At 63.5% G+C, this 14,825-nt stretch carries 19 protein-coding genes; 16 read left to right on the forward strand and 3 right to left on the reverse strand.

The annotated features are described in order from the left end of the window. The first annotated feature begins 55 nt into the window (after nucleotides 1-55). The 7 genes from SPK54_RS11690 to SPK54_RS11720 all read left to right on the forward strand — a co-directional run bounded on the left by SPK54_RS11690 (nucleotide 56) and on the right by SPK54_RS11720 (nucleotide 4,940). Nucleotides 56-931, forward strand: coding sequence for a LysR family transcriptional regulator (locus SPK54_RS11690; RefSeq protein ID WP_049246562.1), 876 nt, complete (start codon nucleotides 56-58; stop codon nucleotides 929-931). A gap of 150 nt (nucleotides 932-1,081) precedes the next feature. After that, nucleotides 1,082-1,525: a peptide-methionine (R)-S-oxide reductase MsrB gene (msrB, locus tag SPK54_RS11695; protein ID WP_037520575.1), complete on the forward strand. Its 444-nt coding sequence runs from the start codon at nucleotides 1,082-1,084 to the stop codon at nucleotides 1,523-1,525. A gap of 1 nt (nucleotide 1,526) precedes the next feature. Next, entirely contained in the window at nucleotides 1,527-2,066 is a 540-nt protein-coding gene (gene msrA, locus SPK54_RS11700; RefSeq protein ID WP_049246563.1) for a peptide-methionine (S)-S-oxide reductase MsrA, read from the forward strand. A 136-nt stretch (nucleotides 2,067-2,202) separates the two neighbouring features. Further along, on the forward strand, nucleotides 2,203-2,907 hold the full coding sequence (locus SPK54_RS11705; RefSeq protein ID WP_049246564.1) for a glutathione S-transferase N-terminal domain-containing protein: 705 nt from the start codon (nucleotides 2,203-2,205) through the stop codon (nucleotides 2,905-2,907). Next, a complete protein-coding gene (locus SPK54_RS11710) occupies nucleotides 2,904-3,872 on the forward strand; it encodes a magnesium and cobalt transport protein CorA (RefSeq protein ID WP_049246565.1) in 969 nt (322 codons plus the stop codon). The genes SPK54_RS11705 and SPK54_RS11710 overlap by 4 nt, the downstream gene beginning before the upstream one ends. Before the next feature lie 91 nt (nucleotides 3,873-3,963). Then, entirely contained in the window at nucleotides 3,964-4,536 is a 573-nt protein-coding gene (locus SPK54_RS11715) for a hypothetical protein (protein WP_068767775.1), read from the forward strand. Nucleotides 4,537-4,622: 86 nt separating this feature from the next. After that, entirely contained in the window at nucleotides 4,623-4,940 is a 318-nt protein-coding gene (locus SPK54_RS11720; RefSeq protein WP_330948075.1) for a hypothetical protein, read from the forward strand. Between the two features lie 125 nt (nucleotides 4,941-5,065). On the opposite strand, the gene SPK54_RS11725 is transcribed toward SPK54_RS11720, so the two are convergent. Beyond that, entirely contained in the window at nucleotides 5,066-5,941 is an 876-nt protein-coding gene (locus tag SPK54_RS11725; protein WP_330948076.1) for a hypothetical protein, read from the reverse strand. A 150-nt stretch (nucleotides 5,942-6,091) separates the two neighbouring features. Between SPK54_RS11725 and SPK54_RS11730 the strand changes: the two genes are divergently transcribed. From SPK54_RS11730 to istB, 3 genes are all read left to right on the forward strand, one after another. After that, entirely contained in the window at nucleotides 6,092-6,331 is a 240-nt protein-coding gene (locus tag SPK54_RS11730; protein WP_330948077.1) for a hypothetical protein, read from the forward strand. 217 nt (nucleotides 6,332-6,548) lie between these two features. Beyond that, on the forward strand, nucleotides 6,549-8,081 hold the full coding sequence (gene istA / locus SPK54_RS11735) for an IS21 family transposase (protein WP_330948078.1): 1,533 nt from the start codon (nucleotides 6,549-6,551) through the stop codon (nucleotides 8,079-8,081). Beyond that, nucleotides 8,071-8,820 carry an IS21-like element helper ATPase IstB gene (istB, locus tag SPK54_RS11740; protein WP_330948079.1) on the forward strand — a complete coding sequence of 250 codons (750 nt, stop codon included), beginning with the start codon at nucleotides 8,071-8,073 and terminating at the stop codon, nucleotides 8,818-8,820. The genes istA and istB overlap by 11 nt, the downstream gene beginning before the upstream one ends. Before the next feature lie 37 nt (nucleotides 8,821-8,857). Here the strand turns inward: istB and SPK54_RS11745 are convergent, their stop codons facing one another. Together SPK54_RS11745 and SPK54_RS11750 are read right to left on the reverse strand one after the other, a co-directional pair. Further along, the gene (locus tag SPK54_RS11745; RefSeq protein WP_330948080.1) at nucleotides 8,858-9,574 is read right to left on the reverse strand and encodes an SseB family protein; all 717 of its coding nucleotides are present in this window, start codon (nucleotides 9,572-9,574) and stop codon (nucleotides 8,858-8,860) included. An 84-nt stretch (nucleotides 9,575-9,658) separates the two neighbouring features. After that, complete coding sequence (locus SPK54_RS11750; RefSeq protein ID WP_330948081.1) at nucleotides 9,659-10,027, reverse strand: helix-turn-helix transcriptional regulator; 369 nt, start codon at nucleotides 10,025-10,027, stop codon at nucleotides 9,659-9,661. A 104-nt stretch (nucleotides 10,028-10,131) separates the two neighbouring features. Here SPK54_RS11750 and SPK54_RS11755 point away from each other — a divergent pair, with 104 nt between their 5' ends. The 6 genes from SPK54_RS11755 to SPK54_RS11780 all read left to right on the forward strand — a co-directional run bounded on the left by SPK54_RS11755 (nucleotide 10,132) and on the right by SPK54_RS11780 (nucleotide 14,779). Next, nucleotides 10,132-10,908 (forward strand): hypothetical protein, encoded by a 777-nt coding sequence (locus tag SPK54_RS11755; RefSeq protein WP_330948082.1) that lies wholly within the window; start codon nucleotides 10,132-10,134, stop codon nucleotides 10,906-10,908. Nucleotides 10,909-11,059: 151 nt separating this feature from the next. Next, on the forward strand, nucleotides 11,060-11,356 hold the full coding sequence (locus tag SPK54_RS11760) for a type II toxin-antitoxin system RelE/ParE family toxin (RefSeq protein ID WP_330948083.1): 297 nt from the start codon (nucleotides 11,060-11,062) through the stop codon (nucleotides 11,354-11,356). A gap of 17 nt (nucleotides 11,357-11,373) precedes the next feature. Then, the gene (locus SPK54_RS11765) at nucleotides 11,374-12,480 is read left to right on the forward strand and encodes a HigA family addiction module antitoxin (protein ID WP_330948084.1); all 1,107 of its coding nucleotides are present in this window, start codon (nucleotides 11,374-11,376) and stop codon (nucleotides 12,478-12,480) included. Nucleotides 12,481-12,492: 12 nt separating this feature from the next. Continuing rightward, nucleotides 12,493-12,975, forward strand: coding sequence for a hypothetical protein (locus SPK54_RS11770; RefSeq protein WP_330948085.1), 483 nt, complete (start codon nucleotides 12,493-12,495; stop codon nucleotides 12,973-12,975). Nucleotides 12,976-13,366: 391 nt separating this feature from the next. Then, nucleotides 13,367-14,323: a hypothetical protein gene (locus tag SPK54_RS11775; protein ID WP_330948086.1), complete on the forward strand. Its 957-nt coding sequence runs from the start codon at nucleotides 13,367-13,369 to the stop codon at nucleotides 14,321-14,323. A 63-nt stretch (nucleotides 14,324-14,386) separates the two neighbouring features. After that, complete coding sequence (locus tag SPK54_RS11780) at nucleotides 14,387-14,779, forward strand: hypothetical protein (RefSeq protein ID WP_330948087.1); 393 nt, start codon at nucleotides 14,387-14,389, stop codon at nucleotides 14,777-14,779. Nucleotides 14,780-14,825 lie beyond the last annotated feature (46 nt).

Below are 14,825 nucleotides of genomic sequence, written 5' to 3' on the forward strand. Positions count from 1 at the left end.
CGCCACATTCAAGCTGCCGCCTGATCAAGCGTCACCAACTTTCGAGCATATCTCTATGGAACTCAACCAGGTCAGCTATTTCATCAACTTGGCCGAGACGCTGAATTTCACTGCGGCTGCTCGTCTCAGTGGTGTCTCACAACCAAGCCTGACACGAGCGATCCGCCGCCTGGAGGAGGAACTCGGTGGACCGCTCATCTATCGTGACGGGAAGAACAGCCGGCTGACGAGCCTGGGTCAGGACGTCGAGTTGGAATTCCGCCGAATGCTGGTCGCGATGAAGAGCGTAAGACACCACTCGGAAAACTGGGCAATGGGGCGGCATCGCGTTCTCGACATTGCTGTCGCCTCCAGCGTCGGCCCGAGGGTCTTCACAGCCTTTTTCGACAGCGCGCTGGAAGAGGTGCCGTCCATCGAGATCAAACTGCACTCGCTCCAATCGGGTGAGGACACGTCGGAGGTGCTCTCAGGCAAATATCACGCGTGCATCCTGCCTCGCGAATCAAGGCCGGATCGTAAACTTGATGTGCGTCCTCTCTTCCGGGAGCGCTTCGTGCTCGGCTGCGCTGCAGATCACCCCTTGGCGGCGTGCGAAGTCGTTCGTGGTGAAGACCTGCTTGCTTTCCCGTTCGTCGATCGACTGAAATGCGAGTGCCGCGATCAAATCTTCGAGCACTTCGCGCGTCGAGAGGTGCGCATGCGCCCTCGCTTCCGCTCAGATCGAGACGACTGGGTGCAGCGCGTCGTCGCCGAAGGGCGGGGGATATGCATTTTGCCCGAACGCGCGGCCACCACCCACGGCCTGATCACAAGGCCGATCGAGGGCTTCGCGTTGGAGCGTGAGATCGTGATCGCCACCGTGTCCGGATCTACGGCACCGGTCGAGATACGAAAAGTCGCTCAGCTTGCAGCCCGTTACGATTGGAGTTGACCCGCCAAGCAAGAGGCATGTGCGGTATAGAAACTATACGCACGACGTATTGGATTAATGTTGGAGCCACTGCGATAGTTGATGTGAGTATCGACGTGATAAGTTGAACGTAGTGTGCCTGGCCCTCTAACTAAGTAATGGAGACTCACCATGAAGTTTGAAAAGTCGCAGGCAGCAATCGAACGCCTGACCCCGGAACAACGCCGGATCACCCAGCAGGACGGCACCGAGAGACCCTTTACCGGCGAGTATAACGACAACAAGGAGGCGGGCATCTACGTTGACGTCGTATCCGGCGAGCCGTTGTTCGCGTCGACGGACAAGTTCGAGTCCGGCACTGGCTGGCCGAGCTTTACCAAGCCGATCGTCGCGGCTCACGTGAACGAAGTGCGAGACAGCTCGCATGGCATGGTCCGGACGGAGGTTCGCTCGGTGCACGGCGACAGCCATCTTGGCCACGTGTTTCCGGACGGGCCGTCCGACCGCGGCGGCCTGCGCTACTGCATCAACTCGGCATCGCTTCGATTCATCCCGCGCGATGAGATGGAAGCCGCGGGCTATGGCGAGTATCTCGACCAAGTAGAGGAGGCTTAACATGCATCAGCGCGCTGTTCTCGCTGGCGGATGCTTTTGGGGAATGCAGGATCTGATCCGCAAGCAGCCCGGCATCGTTTCGACCCGCGTCGGCTACACCGGCGGCGACGTGCCGAACGCCACCTATCGCAACCATGGCACTCATGCGGAGGGGATCGAGATCACCTTCGACCCAACAGTGACGAGCTACCGTAATATCCTGGAATACTTCTTCCAGATCCATGATCCGACGACAAAGAACCGCCAGGGCAACGACCGCGGCCTCTCCTATCGATCTGGCATCTATTACGTCGACGAGGAGCAGAAGCGCATCGCCGAAGATACGATAGCCGACGTCGACGCGTCCGGACTGTGGGACGGCAAGGTCGTCACCGAAGTCGAGCCCGTGGGTGACTTCTGGGAAGCAGAGCCGGAGCACCAGGATTATCTGGAGAAGAGGCCGGGCGGATATACCTGCCATTTCCCGCGCGCTAAGTGGGTGCTCCCGAAGCGTAAAGACGCTGGCGACACCCAGGCTGAGGCCGGCGCGGCGGCGGAATAGCTGCAGCGACAATTGCGGCTGAGCCCCCCTGGGTCGCACCATCGGACCCGCATCCACTGATGGTGCGGGTCCGAAACCCAGCTAATCAAGCGGTCATACCGCTCCTCAGCCATCGAGTTGTTAGGATCGCCACATCATGCCAGACCTTTCGTCGTTTCCGATCGCACAACGCTGGCCGGCATCCAACCCCGACCTCCTGCAGCTCTACGCCGCGCCCACGCCCAACGGCGTCAAGGTCTCGATCATGCTCGAGGAGATCGGCCTGCCGTACGAGCCGCACTTTATCGACATCTCTAAGAACGAAAGCAAAGATCCGGCCTTCGTTTCGCTAAACCCGAATGGCCGCATACCTGCGATCATCGACCCAATGGGCCCAGACGGTAAGCCGATCGGCGTTTGGGAATCCGGCGCGATCCTCGTTTATTTGGCGGAGAAGGCCGACCAGCTCGTCCCGAGAGTATCAGCCAAGCGCTACGAGGCGCTAAGCTGGGTATTCTTCCAGATGTCGGCGATTGGCCCGATGTTCGGTCAACTCGGCTTTTTCCTGCGCGGGGGCGGCAAGGACTATGAGGAAAAGCGTCCTCAGAAGCGTTTCGCTGATGAATCCAAACGCCTCCTGGGAGTCTTAGACCGCCAACTGGACGGGCGCGACTGGATCGTCGATGACTATTCTATCGCTGACATTGCGACCCTCGGCTGGGTCAACGCCTTGGTTGGCACCTACGACGCCGGCGACCTACTGCGGCTTAGCAATCATTCGAATGTCCAAGCGTGGCTGGATCGCGGCCTCGCGCGCCCAGCAGTCCAACGTGGGCTGCTCATTCCGGCGAGGTCAGCATGAGTGTCATCGCCGCATATTACTACAACGAGGGTCGGCGTATCCGGGAAGTAGCTATCGACGAGCGCGTCGAACTCGACAAGAACCGTTCGGGCTTTTGCTGGATTGGGCTCAGCGAGCCCTCCGTCAACGAACTGAGGGCGCTTCAGGCGACCTACAATCTGCATCCTTTAGCGATCGACAACGCGATGCACCCGATATGCCCACCCAAGCTCGAAGTTTATAATGGCGAGCTTTACGTCGTCGCCCAGACGGCTGAGCTGGTCGGGGACCGAATACGTTACGGCAAGACGGCGATATTTACTGGCCATAATCATCTTATCACCGTTCGCCACGGCAACGCTGGTGCATTGGGCAACCTTCGAGAGCAACTCGAGCGTTCGCCCGCCCAGTTTGGAAAAGGCGTCGATTACGTCCTCCACGCGATCCTTCACCGGATCGTGGATCAGTATCTGCCCATCTTCGAAATGATCGAGGATGACGTACTTGCGATGGAAAGGCGATCGCTCGACGACTTCCTTGGGCGAGACGACGTTGCTCGCATCTTCGGCCTGAGATGCGAGCTTACGCGCTTTCAGCGCACCCTTGGCGCTATGGCCGAGCTGGTGCGCAAGCTCGTGCGCGGACACTTTCCCTGCATCAGCGCTGAGGTGCGGCCCTACTTCAACGACGTTGCCGACCATGTTGATCGTGTCCAGTCCATGGTCGATGGCCTCCTGCAGGTGCTATCCACTGTATTCGAGTTCAGCAGCCTTCTCGAAGCGCAGAGAATCGGGGTCGTCACCCGCCAACTTGCGGCATGGGCCGCGATCCTCGCAGTGCCGACAGCGATTGCAGGCATATACGGCATGAACTTCAAGAACATGCCGGAACTCGACACGCCTTACGGCTACTTCGTCGTGCTTGGTGTCATGCTGATGTTCTGCCTCTTACTGTTCGTGCGGTTCAAGAAGGCCAAGTGGCTGTGATCGCTACGCGCGAGCCGCGACTAGACCCAGCAGCCTGCCGCGCGCCGTCCACGGCCGCTCTTCCGTCCCAACGTGAACTCGAGGTGCATCAATGACAGCCCAAGTGACCGACGTTCTAGAAGCAGTGCAGTCCTTCGTCGCGAAGGGCTATGACCGCGAGTACCGCGTCAAGGACGGCAACCTGGTCGATCTCGAACTGGGATCGATGCTCGATCCATGCTCCATTCGCGTCGACGCAGCGCTGCGTCTCGAAAGCGGGGACGGTGCCGAAGATGCTTCGAACATCTACGCGATCACCGATCCCGCGACCGAGCGAAAAGGTTTGCTGATTGATGCCTTCGACGTGTTCGACGAGATCTGCCAACGTGATCTTTCCGAGCGCCTCCTGGAACATCGTGAAACAGCGCCTGCGGGCGACGAAGACGTTCCGAGCAAGCATGGGCTGCGGAAGGTCTACAAGGCCGAATTCGATCGCGAACCCGAGCGTTACGTTCTTCGAGAAGGCTTCCCCGACTTTCCGGCATGCCCGTTCGGCGGCGCATTCAGCATTCTCGGCTTCGATACCGCAGAACAGACGTATGTCTGGCTCGTGACCAGCATCATTCGGGATCCTCGGCTGATCAGGATCCCCTACCAGGGCGAACACGTCATCATCGACGAATGACGGCGCCGGCTGCGGAACGCGGCCTTTCAACGGCTTGCTGCGATCGATCGGCTTATCATTTCAAATTGCAACGCGACGAGGTGCAGATGGATTGGAATAAGGACCACATCCGGGAAACGATGCTGTCGTTGGAGACCGCTGCTCTGCAGAGCGCTCGCGACAAGTATCTCGATTATGTTTCCACCGCTCGCTTGGATCGGAGCGAGCCGATCGAGAACGACGAACAGGCACAAGCCGAGATCGCGAGCGACTTCGCCGAGGCGCTCGACGATACGCTGGACGATTACGCCGACAAGCTCGACAAGCTGAGAACAATCGACTTCGGACCGAAGACGGCGGTTACAGAAGGGGCGGTCATCAAGTTGTCGGGCCGCTACTTCGTCGTATGCGTGCGCTGGTCGTGATGCGTCAGCGTTCCGGAGAAGCTTGAACAGCTAGACGACCAACACGGATCAAGCACCGGTCATGATCAGCGCTGATCACCACGATCGAAGTAGCTACTGACCGGCGAGCGGTCATCGGTTGGCGCCTATGCGCTGGTGGTGATCACCTGCTGCTCCTCGCCGCGGGGCGCCCGCCGACCGGAGTACAGCTTCATGTCGTCTGGCCGTCCCTCCTGCAAGGCAAGCAGGTTCTGCCGGGTGACTTCGATGTCGAACTCGTAACCCACCCCGTTGCTGTACGCGCGCCGCCAGAAGATGCGCGACAGGCACGCGTATAGCTTCTCCCATTGGAATGCCAGGGCGGGATGTCGATGCACGACGCGTGGGAACAGGTCTAGCGCGCACCGAGCGGGCATGAAGTGGCTCGGGTCGTGATCCAGCAGGTCACCTTTACAGGCAAGGCACAGCAGGCAAATGAACGCGTCGAGCGACCCGATGTTTCGGATCGCGTGGTACTCGTTTCGCTCCAGAATGTGATGCACGAATCGAGGGGTGCGCCATTCAGGCGAGTCGCCAAACAGAAGCCGGCCGATGCCCCGAGGCATCGTTTCCAGTAGCTGGTGTAGGCGGTCGATCGGCGGCGGCGTAGGGTCCAGAAGCTCCCACAGCGGAAGGTCACGCCAGTACCGGATGTCGACCGCGCCGCCGGAGCGTTCTTTGATGCGAGCCGCCGTGGCGTCGCTGGGGCGCACGCCGTCCCGATACCAGCGCATGTACTTCCCGCTCGACGTCCGCTCGTCGTACTGCGTGACATAGCGCTTCTGCTCGATCCGGACCTCAAGGGTCTTGGGCGAAGTCGTCCCAAAGTGGGCTGCCGCCGCGCCGAAGCAGGCTGCCCCGCGCCGCCGTTGGACCTCGAGGTGGAATGCAGCCCAGTCCTCGGCGGTTGGGAGCGGGGGCATGTACGGAATCGCCATCTCGCAATCGTGGCAATGACCGCGCCCGCTGTCACGCTTGGTCACGCGCGTCAAGGGTGTAGTGGTTTTCTCAAACCGGTACACCCGTGCGTGCTGGACCGGACATGGCTAGCCTCAGCGTTCCCGTATCGGACCCACCGTGACATGGCGATCGGCGCCCGTGATCTAGCCAACTTCGCGACGTATGAGGCTGCGTTGACCCAGACCCTGGGCCCGGTGGTCGGCGGGAATGCGCTGTCGAAGGCGCTGGGCTATCGCACCCAGGCCGCCTTCCGGAAGGCCAAGCAGCGTGGCCGCCTCCCCATCAGGACCTTCGAGGTGGAGGGCCGCCGGGGACGCTTCGCTGCCACATCCGATATCGCCGCCTGGCTCTGGGCCAAGCGAGCCTGTCCTACCCCATCAACTGCCGAGGAGCCCGCCGCCGGACATCACTGAGCCGACTGCTGCACTTTCCAAGGCGTAAAAAGGAGAACGCCCCGGAGACATCACTCTCGGGGCGTTCGGGGTCTTACGACAAGCACCGTTAGTCTCCCCGGCGCCACCCTGCGCCGTCAAGTGCTCTGCCCATCACACAGAGCGCACGCCTCCCGTTCCGAGACCGCCGAAGCCGCAGCAGCTTCCCGGGTGGCGGTCTCCTTTGGGAGTCAAATCGATGAATACCCTGAGAGACGCCATCCAGTTGGCGTTGACGACGTCGTTGAGTAACCGCGAGATCGCCGAACAGGTCGATATCGCCTACAACACCGTCGGCCGCTATCGCCGGCTCGCGAAAGAGAAGCAGTGGGACACCGCCGAGCTTCTCGCCCTGAGTGATGAGGACCTGGTCGCTCGATTCACCTCGCGTCCCCCGCGCTGGGCCGGGCGTAATCCGCTGGATTACGAGTACATCCACCGCGAGATGCAGCGTAAGCACGTGACGCTGCAGCTGCTGTGGCTGGAGTATCGGGAGAACGAGCCCAACGGCTACGGCTACAGCCAGTACACCCACCTGTACCGGGAGTGGGCGCGCAAGAACAAGGTCGTGATGCGGCAGCAGCACCAGCCCGGGGAGCGCGGCTGGGTGGACTTCGCGGGCCCCACCATCCCGTGGCTGGACGTCGAGACCGGGGAGGTGCACGAGGCCCAGGTCTTTGTGGCCTCGGTCGGCGTGTCGGACTACCTTTTCGCGTACGCGGTGCCCTCCCAGGAAACCGAGCAGTGGATTGCCGCGCACGCGGCCTGGTACGAGGCGCTCGAGGGCGTTCCCGCCATCACGACGTCGGACAACCTGAAGGCTGCGGTCCTTCAGCCGGGTCCCGAGCCCAAGCTCAATCCGAACTACGTTGAGATGGCGCGGCACTACGGCACCGTCATCCTGCCCACGCGCCCGGCCAAGCCGCGGGACAAGGCTCGTGCCGAAGGCGGCGTGCTCCTGGTCGAGCGCTGGGCAATCGCCTCGCTTCGCAATCGCACGTTCCAGTCGATCGCGGAGATCAATGTGGCGCTGGCGGAAAAGATGGTGAAGCTCAATGCGCGTGAAATGCGCCAGTACCGCGCCAGCCGCATCCAGCGCTTCGAGGAGCTCGACAAGCCCGCCCTGAGGCCGTTGCCCGCCGAGCGCTTCGAGTATGCGGACTGGCACGGCCCGATCCGCGTCCGCCAGGACTACCACGTGAGTCTGGACCGGCACTTCTACTCCGTGCCGCACCGGCTCGTGAGCGAGGAAGTGACCCTCCGGGTGACGGCCAGCATGGTGGAAATCTTCCACAAGCGTGAGCGCGTCGCCTCGCACGAGCGCAGCCGCGTGGAGGGCGGCACGACGACCGACAAGGCCCACCAGCCGGATAACCATCGCGCCTGGGGTGAGCAGACTCCCGAGCGCTATCGCAGTTGGGCGAGCGGCATTGGCCCCAACGCGCTGGAGTTGATCAACGCACAGTTCGAGGGGCGCCACCCCGCGCTCGCCATGCGGGCGTGCAGCTCGCTGCATGGCCTGGCCAAGACCCACGGCACGCAGCGGTTCGAGGACGCGTGCCGTGAGGCGCTTCGTATCAAGTCGCCCGTGTGCAAGAGCGTGCGCTCGATCCTTCAGAACCGCTTGGAGCGGCGCGGTCAGGAGGCGACTGATGCCGCGCCTGCCTTGCCGGCGCATTCGAACGTCCGCGGTCCCGACTATTACGCCAAGGAGGCGGTCAATGCTGACTAACCCCACCCTGCAGCGGCTGACCAGCCTGCATCTCGGCGGCATGGCCGAGGCCTACGAGCAGCAGCTGCGCACGCCCGTGACGCAATCGCTCACCTTCGATGAGCGCTTCGGCATGCTCGTCGATGCCGAGCACAACGCGCGGGAGAACCGCCGCACCAGCCGGATGCTCAAGCAGGCCAAGCTCAAGGCCAGCACCGCGTGTGCGGAGGACATCGAGTTCTCCGGTCGGCGCGGGATGGATCGCGCCCAGGTCGCCAGCCTGCTCACGTGCGACTGGATCCAGCGCGGGCAGAACGTCGCCATTACGGGCCCGACGGGCACGGGCAAGACCTGGCTCGGCTGTGCGCTCGGTCGCGAGGCGGCGCGCAAGGGCATGTCCGTGGTCTACGAACGGATGCCGCGCCTTCTCGAGGAACTGGCCATCGCCCACATGGACGGCAGCCTTCCCAAGATGCGTGCCCGGCTGGCCAAGCCGCGTCTTCTGATCCTCGATGACTGGGGTAGCGCGCCGATTACGCCGCTGGGGCGCCAGGACATCTTCGAGATCATGGAGGATCGCTATCCGACCGCCTCGGTGCTGATCACGTCCCAGCTGCCCACGAGCGCCTGGCACGAGTACTTGGGCGAGCCGACGGTGGCGGATGCGACGCTCGATCGGATCCTCCACAACTGCCACCTGCTCGAACTCAAGGGAGAGTCGATGCGGCGGCGGGCGTCGAGCGAGCAGACCAAGAAGTGATGCAGAGGGGCCCTCCGGGGCCCCTCGTTCTTCGTGCCTAATGGATTCGCTCGCGGCGCCACACCGGTGAATCGATAACGGGGACGAGCCAGTCCGGAGGAGGCTTGGATGGGTCGAAAACGGTGAGGTCGACTGCGCAGTTCAATCGGTGCGCGTTCGCCTCGAGGCGCGCACCGATTGCGCGGGCGGCCCGCTCGGCGTGTTGCTCCGGAACGCCGATCACCAGCAGCGCTGCGGGTGGGCCTGCGGCGCCGGTATGTGCCTTGAGCTGATAGAGCGCCGTCACGGCCTCAATGGGCTCGAGCGCCCCGCACGCGAGCTGGCCGATCCAAAGATCGTCGTCGTTGGCGGGCTCAAGCTCGACCCCTGCAGCGTTGCCGGCAATAGGAGCGCGCGCGACAGGCCGACCGCTAAGAAGGTCGGCAATCTCCTCGGGGTAGAGGGTGCAGGTGGTGTCGTTCGGGTTGAGCATGAACGTCGCGCCGCGAGTCGCCTCAAAAAGCACACGGCCCTTGAGGCCGACGATCTCGACGCTGGGGGACGATGCCGCCCGCGCCTTGAATAGGTCCGTGAACACCGGGATGACCTGCAATCCGTCGGGTCGGTTGAACTGCACGATCCGCAGTCGGTCATCATCGTCGCCTTCGGGACGATGGACGTACAGCTCAGCATCCAGGAGCGCCCTCAGGAACGCGGGCTCGTCGGACGGGTTGGTGATCGCCCGCTGCATCAGGGCATCGAGGGCTACGGTCATGCCTGCGTCACATAAGGAATCCTTACTGTGATGCTACCGCGGCTGATCTCTGCCTAGCGAGCCGCAACCCGCCGACGCACGAAACTACGGCTTGCGACGCGCCCGCTTCTTCGCAGGTGCGGGCAAAGGTGCTGCCTTGGACTTCCCCTCGACCAGATCGGCGAGCTTGCGTCGCTTGTCCTTGCTCAGCCCCGGCCATGCCAGCAGCAACCGGGCGAGGTCGTCATCGGGCGTATAGAAGAAGGCGGGCGGGATGCCCAGCGCGTCGGCGATCTGCTGGGCCGTCTGCTGCCGCGGCTCGTGTACACCGTTTTCGTATTGGTTGATCCGGGGGCCGGCCACGTTCGCATCCAACCCGGCGCGCAGACCGAGCTCGTATTGGGATAACGCCGCTCGCTCGCGTGCCTGACGCAAGCGTCGCGAAAACAGTGAAGGCTGCCCCGGCCCTGCCACGGAAAACCGCTCCTATCGGTACAGCCAAATAGGGTGACCAAGAAGAGGGCTCATTGATAGTAAGATATCCTTACTATTGAGACCAGCAGGACCGCACCGTTTCGATGCCTGTCATCGCGCCCCCCACCTTCGATGATCTCGGCGTGCGGGGCTGCTTTTCGATGGCATCGCTGCTGATGGCACACGAGCGCCGGATTCCGGTCATGCCCACCCGCCGCTCCACGCTCGCCTCGATGCACGCGCTCCGGGAGCTGGGGGTGATCGACGCACCTTGGCCGGACGCCCGCTGGGAGATGGAGCCGAGGGCGGAGGACACCCCTATCGAACAGATCCAGTGGCGCTACGTGTGGGACGCCTATCTCCGCGATGGCCTGTTGAATGCGCTCTCCGACTACCTCCAGGACGTACCGCGCGACGACTACGGCCTGGCGCTCCGGCTACGAATCTGGGAAGAGCTGGTGGTGACCGAGGCCGAGCGCTTCTTCGAAAGCCAGCTGGCCAAGTACAACCTCGAATCGGCGTGGGCTCAGGACCTGACGTTCGCAATGCGCGAGAGCAAGGTGGTCCTGCCGATCGCACAGTGGCGCTACTGCTGTTGGGCAGCCACCCGATTCGCCGCCGCCCAGGCGCAGCGGCACCGCTCGACGGAGGCGCCCGGTCTCCGGGAAGACACCTTCGCCGAGCTCACCCGCCGTGCGGGTCGTCTGGCCAGCGGGGACTGGGACCGGTGCAGCTTCGTCCCCTTCAATCCAAGGCCCGAGAGCGCTGCCAGTCGACTGTTCGTCGAAAGCCTGACCGGACTGGGACCAGCGTTCTGGACGCTGGCGCCATCCTTGGATGGGCTTCTTTATCGCGCGCCGGCGAACGTCCGCCAGGCATAGCCGCTCCCGCGAAGGGGCAGTCCCAACCCATTGATCGCTTGCCCTCGCAACTACAGCCGCGGGCCGGGGCACCGACCGCCTTCTTGCGTTCGGCCGGTATTACACTTAGTGTAATAGCCTCATTGTGCATTCACGGGACTGCCGGTAGGCTATGCAGGTCGAATTCGAAGACCCGGACTTGCAGCGTCTGGAGGCCGAGGCGGCCTTTACCGCCGGGCTGGCGCAGCCCCTGGTCACCGTGTTTCGCAGGCGGATGCAGCTGATCCGTGCCGCCGTGGATATCCGGGCCTTCTATGCCCTGAAGTCGCTGCACTTCGAAAAGCTCAAGGGCGATCGCGAGGGGCAGTACTCCATGCGGCTGAATGAGCAGTGGCGATTGATCGTGCGACTGGCGCAGAAGCCCGATGGCACGACGATCGTGATCGTGTCGATCGTGGACTACCACTGAGCGGCGGGGGAAGAGAGATGGGAATCGCACAGACATTCGCACCCGGCGAGTTCCTCAAGGAGGAGCTCGAAGCACGGGGTTGGTCGCAGACGGAGCTTGCCGAAATCATGGGGCGCCCGGTCCGGCTCATCAACGAGCTGATCGCCGGCAAGAAGGGCATCACCCCCGAGACGGCGGTGCAGCTGGGCGACGCGCTGGGTACCGGGCCGGAGCTTTGGATGAACCTCGAGAGCCAATACCAGCTCTCGAAGGTTGCCGCCGGCGACGGCCAGGTTGCCCGCCGCGCGGACCTCTATTCGAAGTTCCCGGTGCGGGAGATGGTCAAGCGTGGCTGGATCGCGGCGAGCCGCAATGTCGGCGACCTCGAACAGAGCCTGCGCGCCTTTTTCGGCGTCGAGGATCTGGAGGCCCCCGTGCGTCTGGCCCATGCGGCGAAGCGAACCGTCGTCCAGCAGGACGCGACGCCGCTCCAACTCGCATGGCTGACCCGGGCCCGGCAGATCGCCTCCGAGATGGTCGTCGGCAAGTTCACGCAAGCGCGGCTCGAGGCGGCCCTGCCGAGGCTGTCTGCGCTGCTGTCGGCGCCTGAAGAGGTCCGCCACGTGCCCGCCATTCTGGCGGAGGCCGGCGTTCGATTCGTGGTCGTCGAACCCATCCCGGGGACCAAGATCGATGGCGCCTGCTTCTGGCTGGCGGCCGACAAGCCGGTCGTCGTGATGTCCCTTCGGCTGGATCGGATCGACAACTTCTGGTTCGTACTGCGCCACGAGCTCGAGCACGTGCTGCAGGGTCATGGGCGCGACCGGGACTTCATCTTGGACGTCGAACTCGATGGCTCATGCGATCACGTGGACGCCGAAGAGGCGACGGCCAACAAGGCCGGCGCCGCCTTCTGCATACCGGCCCATGAGTTCGAGGGCTTCGTCGCCCGAGTCGGTCCGTTCTTCGCCGAGGAGCGGGTTCTGGGTTTCGCGCAGCGGCTGGGCATCCATCCTGGGCTGGTGGTGGGCCAGCTCCAGCGTCGTCTGGGTCGCTACGACTTCCTCAGAAAGCACCAGGTCAAGGTCCGCCACATCATCACCTCCGCCGCCCGCACGGACGGCTGGGGCGTTCTCAGCGCCTGAAGGAGAGCTTCAATGACTGCCTATTCCAACGCCGTCCGGGACTTCGTCACCCGCTACAGCACCGAGGCGGGCCCGGATGCATTGCTCGACCCGCATGCGATCGCCGAATGGGCCTACGAGCGCGGGCTATATAAGCCCAATGCACGCACTGTGATCGATGCGATCGCCACCGACATCGCCCAGGTATTCCGCGAGGAATACCGCGTGGACCGCAATGGCCGTCGCTACAGAGCCAAGCATGCGGCGACTGAGAAGCGCGGCACCCGGACCATTGCGCTCTGGGGCGACATGGACGACCCGAACGTGCCCCACTCGCACTTCCAGAAGTCGTTCGCGCAGCGACGCCAGCAGATCGTTGGTGACTGTGTGCAGCTCAAGACCGACGTCGACGTCTACAACGACAAGCGCCAGCCGTCCGAGCGCATCCAGATCCCGCTCGACTTCACGCTCGACGTCGAAGAGATGCAGCTGCGTGCTATGCCGAAGGCAGCTTGAGCGCCGCCCGTCACGCCGGGCCGTGCCAGATCCAGCGTTGATCAAATCACCCAAAGCGGAGGAGTTATGGCCAGGAACGAAAAGACCTCGCGTCCCGTAGCGACCAAGGCATCGAACACGCTCCGGGATTCGTCCGCCAGCAAAGCGGCAAAGTCCCTCGCGGGCAGCGCGCTCTCGCAGGCAGGTACGAACAAGTCGACGTCGCCGAAGGTCGCTACGACGGCGGCCCGAGCGCTCGATGACGGACGCACCAACCGGACGACCAAGACGCTCGCGGGGAGCGTCCTGACCCAAAAGCCCAAGAGGTAACCGGTCCGCTCGGCTCCTCGCGCGATCGGCGGCCGCCACCGCTCGAGGCCTGATGCCCCCACCGCCTTTTTCAGGAGGCTTGATGATCACCCTGTCGACAGAGAAGGGCCTGGTGCGGATCGAGTCTTGGGAGGATGTTGAGAGCCGCCCCGGGTTCACCCGCAATCTCGATCCCAGCACAGCGGTGCTCGCCGAGATCATTGGCCAGTACCACTTCAAGGACATGTTCCCTTGCGGCCTGGCGGGTTGTCGTCAGCCCCATGCCAAGGGGTACCTGATCACCACCAAGGACGGCCGCGAGACCAACATCGGGAACGTATGCGGTGTCCGCTACTTCTCAGTCGAGTTCAAGCAACTGCGCAAGGTCTTCAGGGTGAGCCGCGAGGACCAGGAGAGACGGGAGCGACTCCATGCCCTGCAGTCCCGGGTCGCTGGACTGCGCGGCGAGCTTCATGCGCTGCGCAACGGGTCTCCAACGCTTCAGTCCCTGCAGGTGCATATCGGCGTATTGCTGGGCCGGACGGGTGGCCTCCCAAGGGGCGTTCGCGAAGCCATCGCACGTACCGTGCGGTCGGGGACTGGTGCGCTGACATACGAGCGGGTGCTGACGAAGCTTGAGCGCGATCGTCTTCGCGCCGCGCAGGAAGGCGCAGGTAACGCGTCGCGCGGATCGATCCCCACCGCCGTCGAGGAACAGGTCGGGCACCTCTTGGGTTTTACCGCGCTCGCGGCCGGTAACGACATGCGTACCTTGCTGCTGGCGATCGAGACCGCGCTTGAGCAACTCATGACGGCCGATGTCGACAGCCTCGACAGCCGCGCGCTGAAGACGCTCAGCAAACTAACGAGCTCGATCGATCCGGCGCTGACCAGCCTGCGCGGGGCCCGTGCTAACGCCCTGAAGCTGCTTGCGGCCGCAAACCTGCGGCAGCTGGAGGTCTTCACCGACAGTCCGTCAGAGCGCCGGGTGCTCCGCGACTTCATCGCAAGCGCGGCGGCCGGTCTCGCCGCCCAGCGGCAACCAGCAGCTGTTGCGTAGCCTCACGCCGGCGTGCTCGGCGGCGAAATAGTGTACGCCGGCCGAAATGCCTATCCTGATGCCGTGACCTCCCGCCTGCGCCACCGCTCCGCCGCCAGCCTGCGCCTGATCGCCTACGCGATCCTGGCGCTCGCGCTGCTGGTGCGCCCGGTGCTGGCCTCACTCGGTGAGATCCATGAGCTCGCCCACGACCCCTCGGGCAGTCATCTCGACATCTCGTCAGGTGCCGGCACGCACCACGATGAGGCGGGCGAGGCCGGCGAAGGCAATGACGCCAGCGCGCTTCACACCCTCCTGCACTTCGCGCATTGCTGTGGCCAACTCTCCGCAGCAGCGGTAGCGATCACCTTCGATGCGGCCAACCCGGCGCCTGCCGTTCGGGTGCACGGGCCGCCCAACGCAAGCGTGCCGATGGCGCGCTGGCAGACCCCCTTCAGACCTCCGATTACGACCTGACGATCGCGCCGGCGACGCCGGCATTCCGTCCTGTCCTATCGGAGTG

The sequence above is a fragment of the Thermomonas sp. LB-4 genome (assembly GCF_036409385.1).
Classification (GTDB): Bacteria; Pseudomonadota; Gammaproteobacteria; order Xanthomonadales; family Xanthomonadaceae; genus Thermomonas.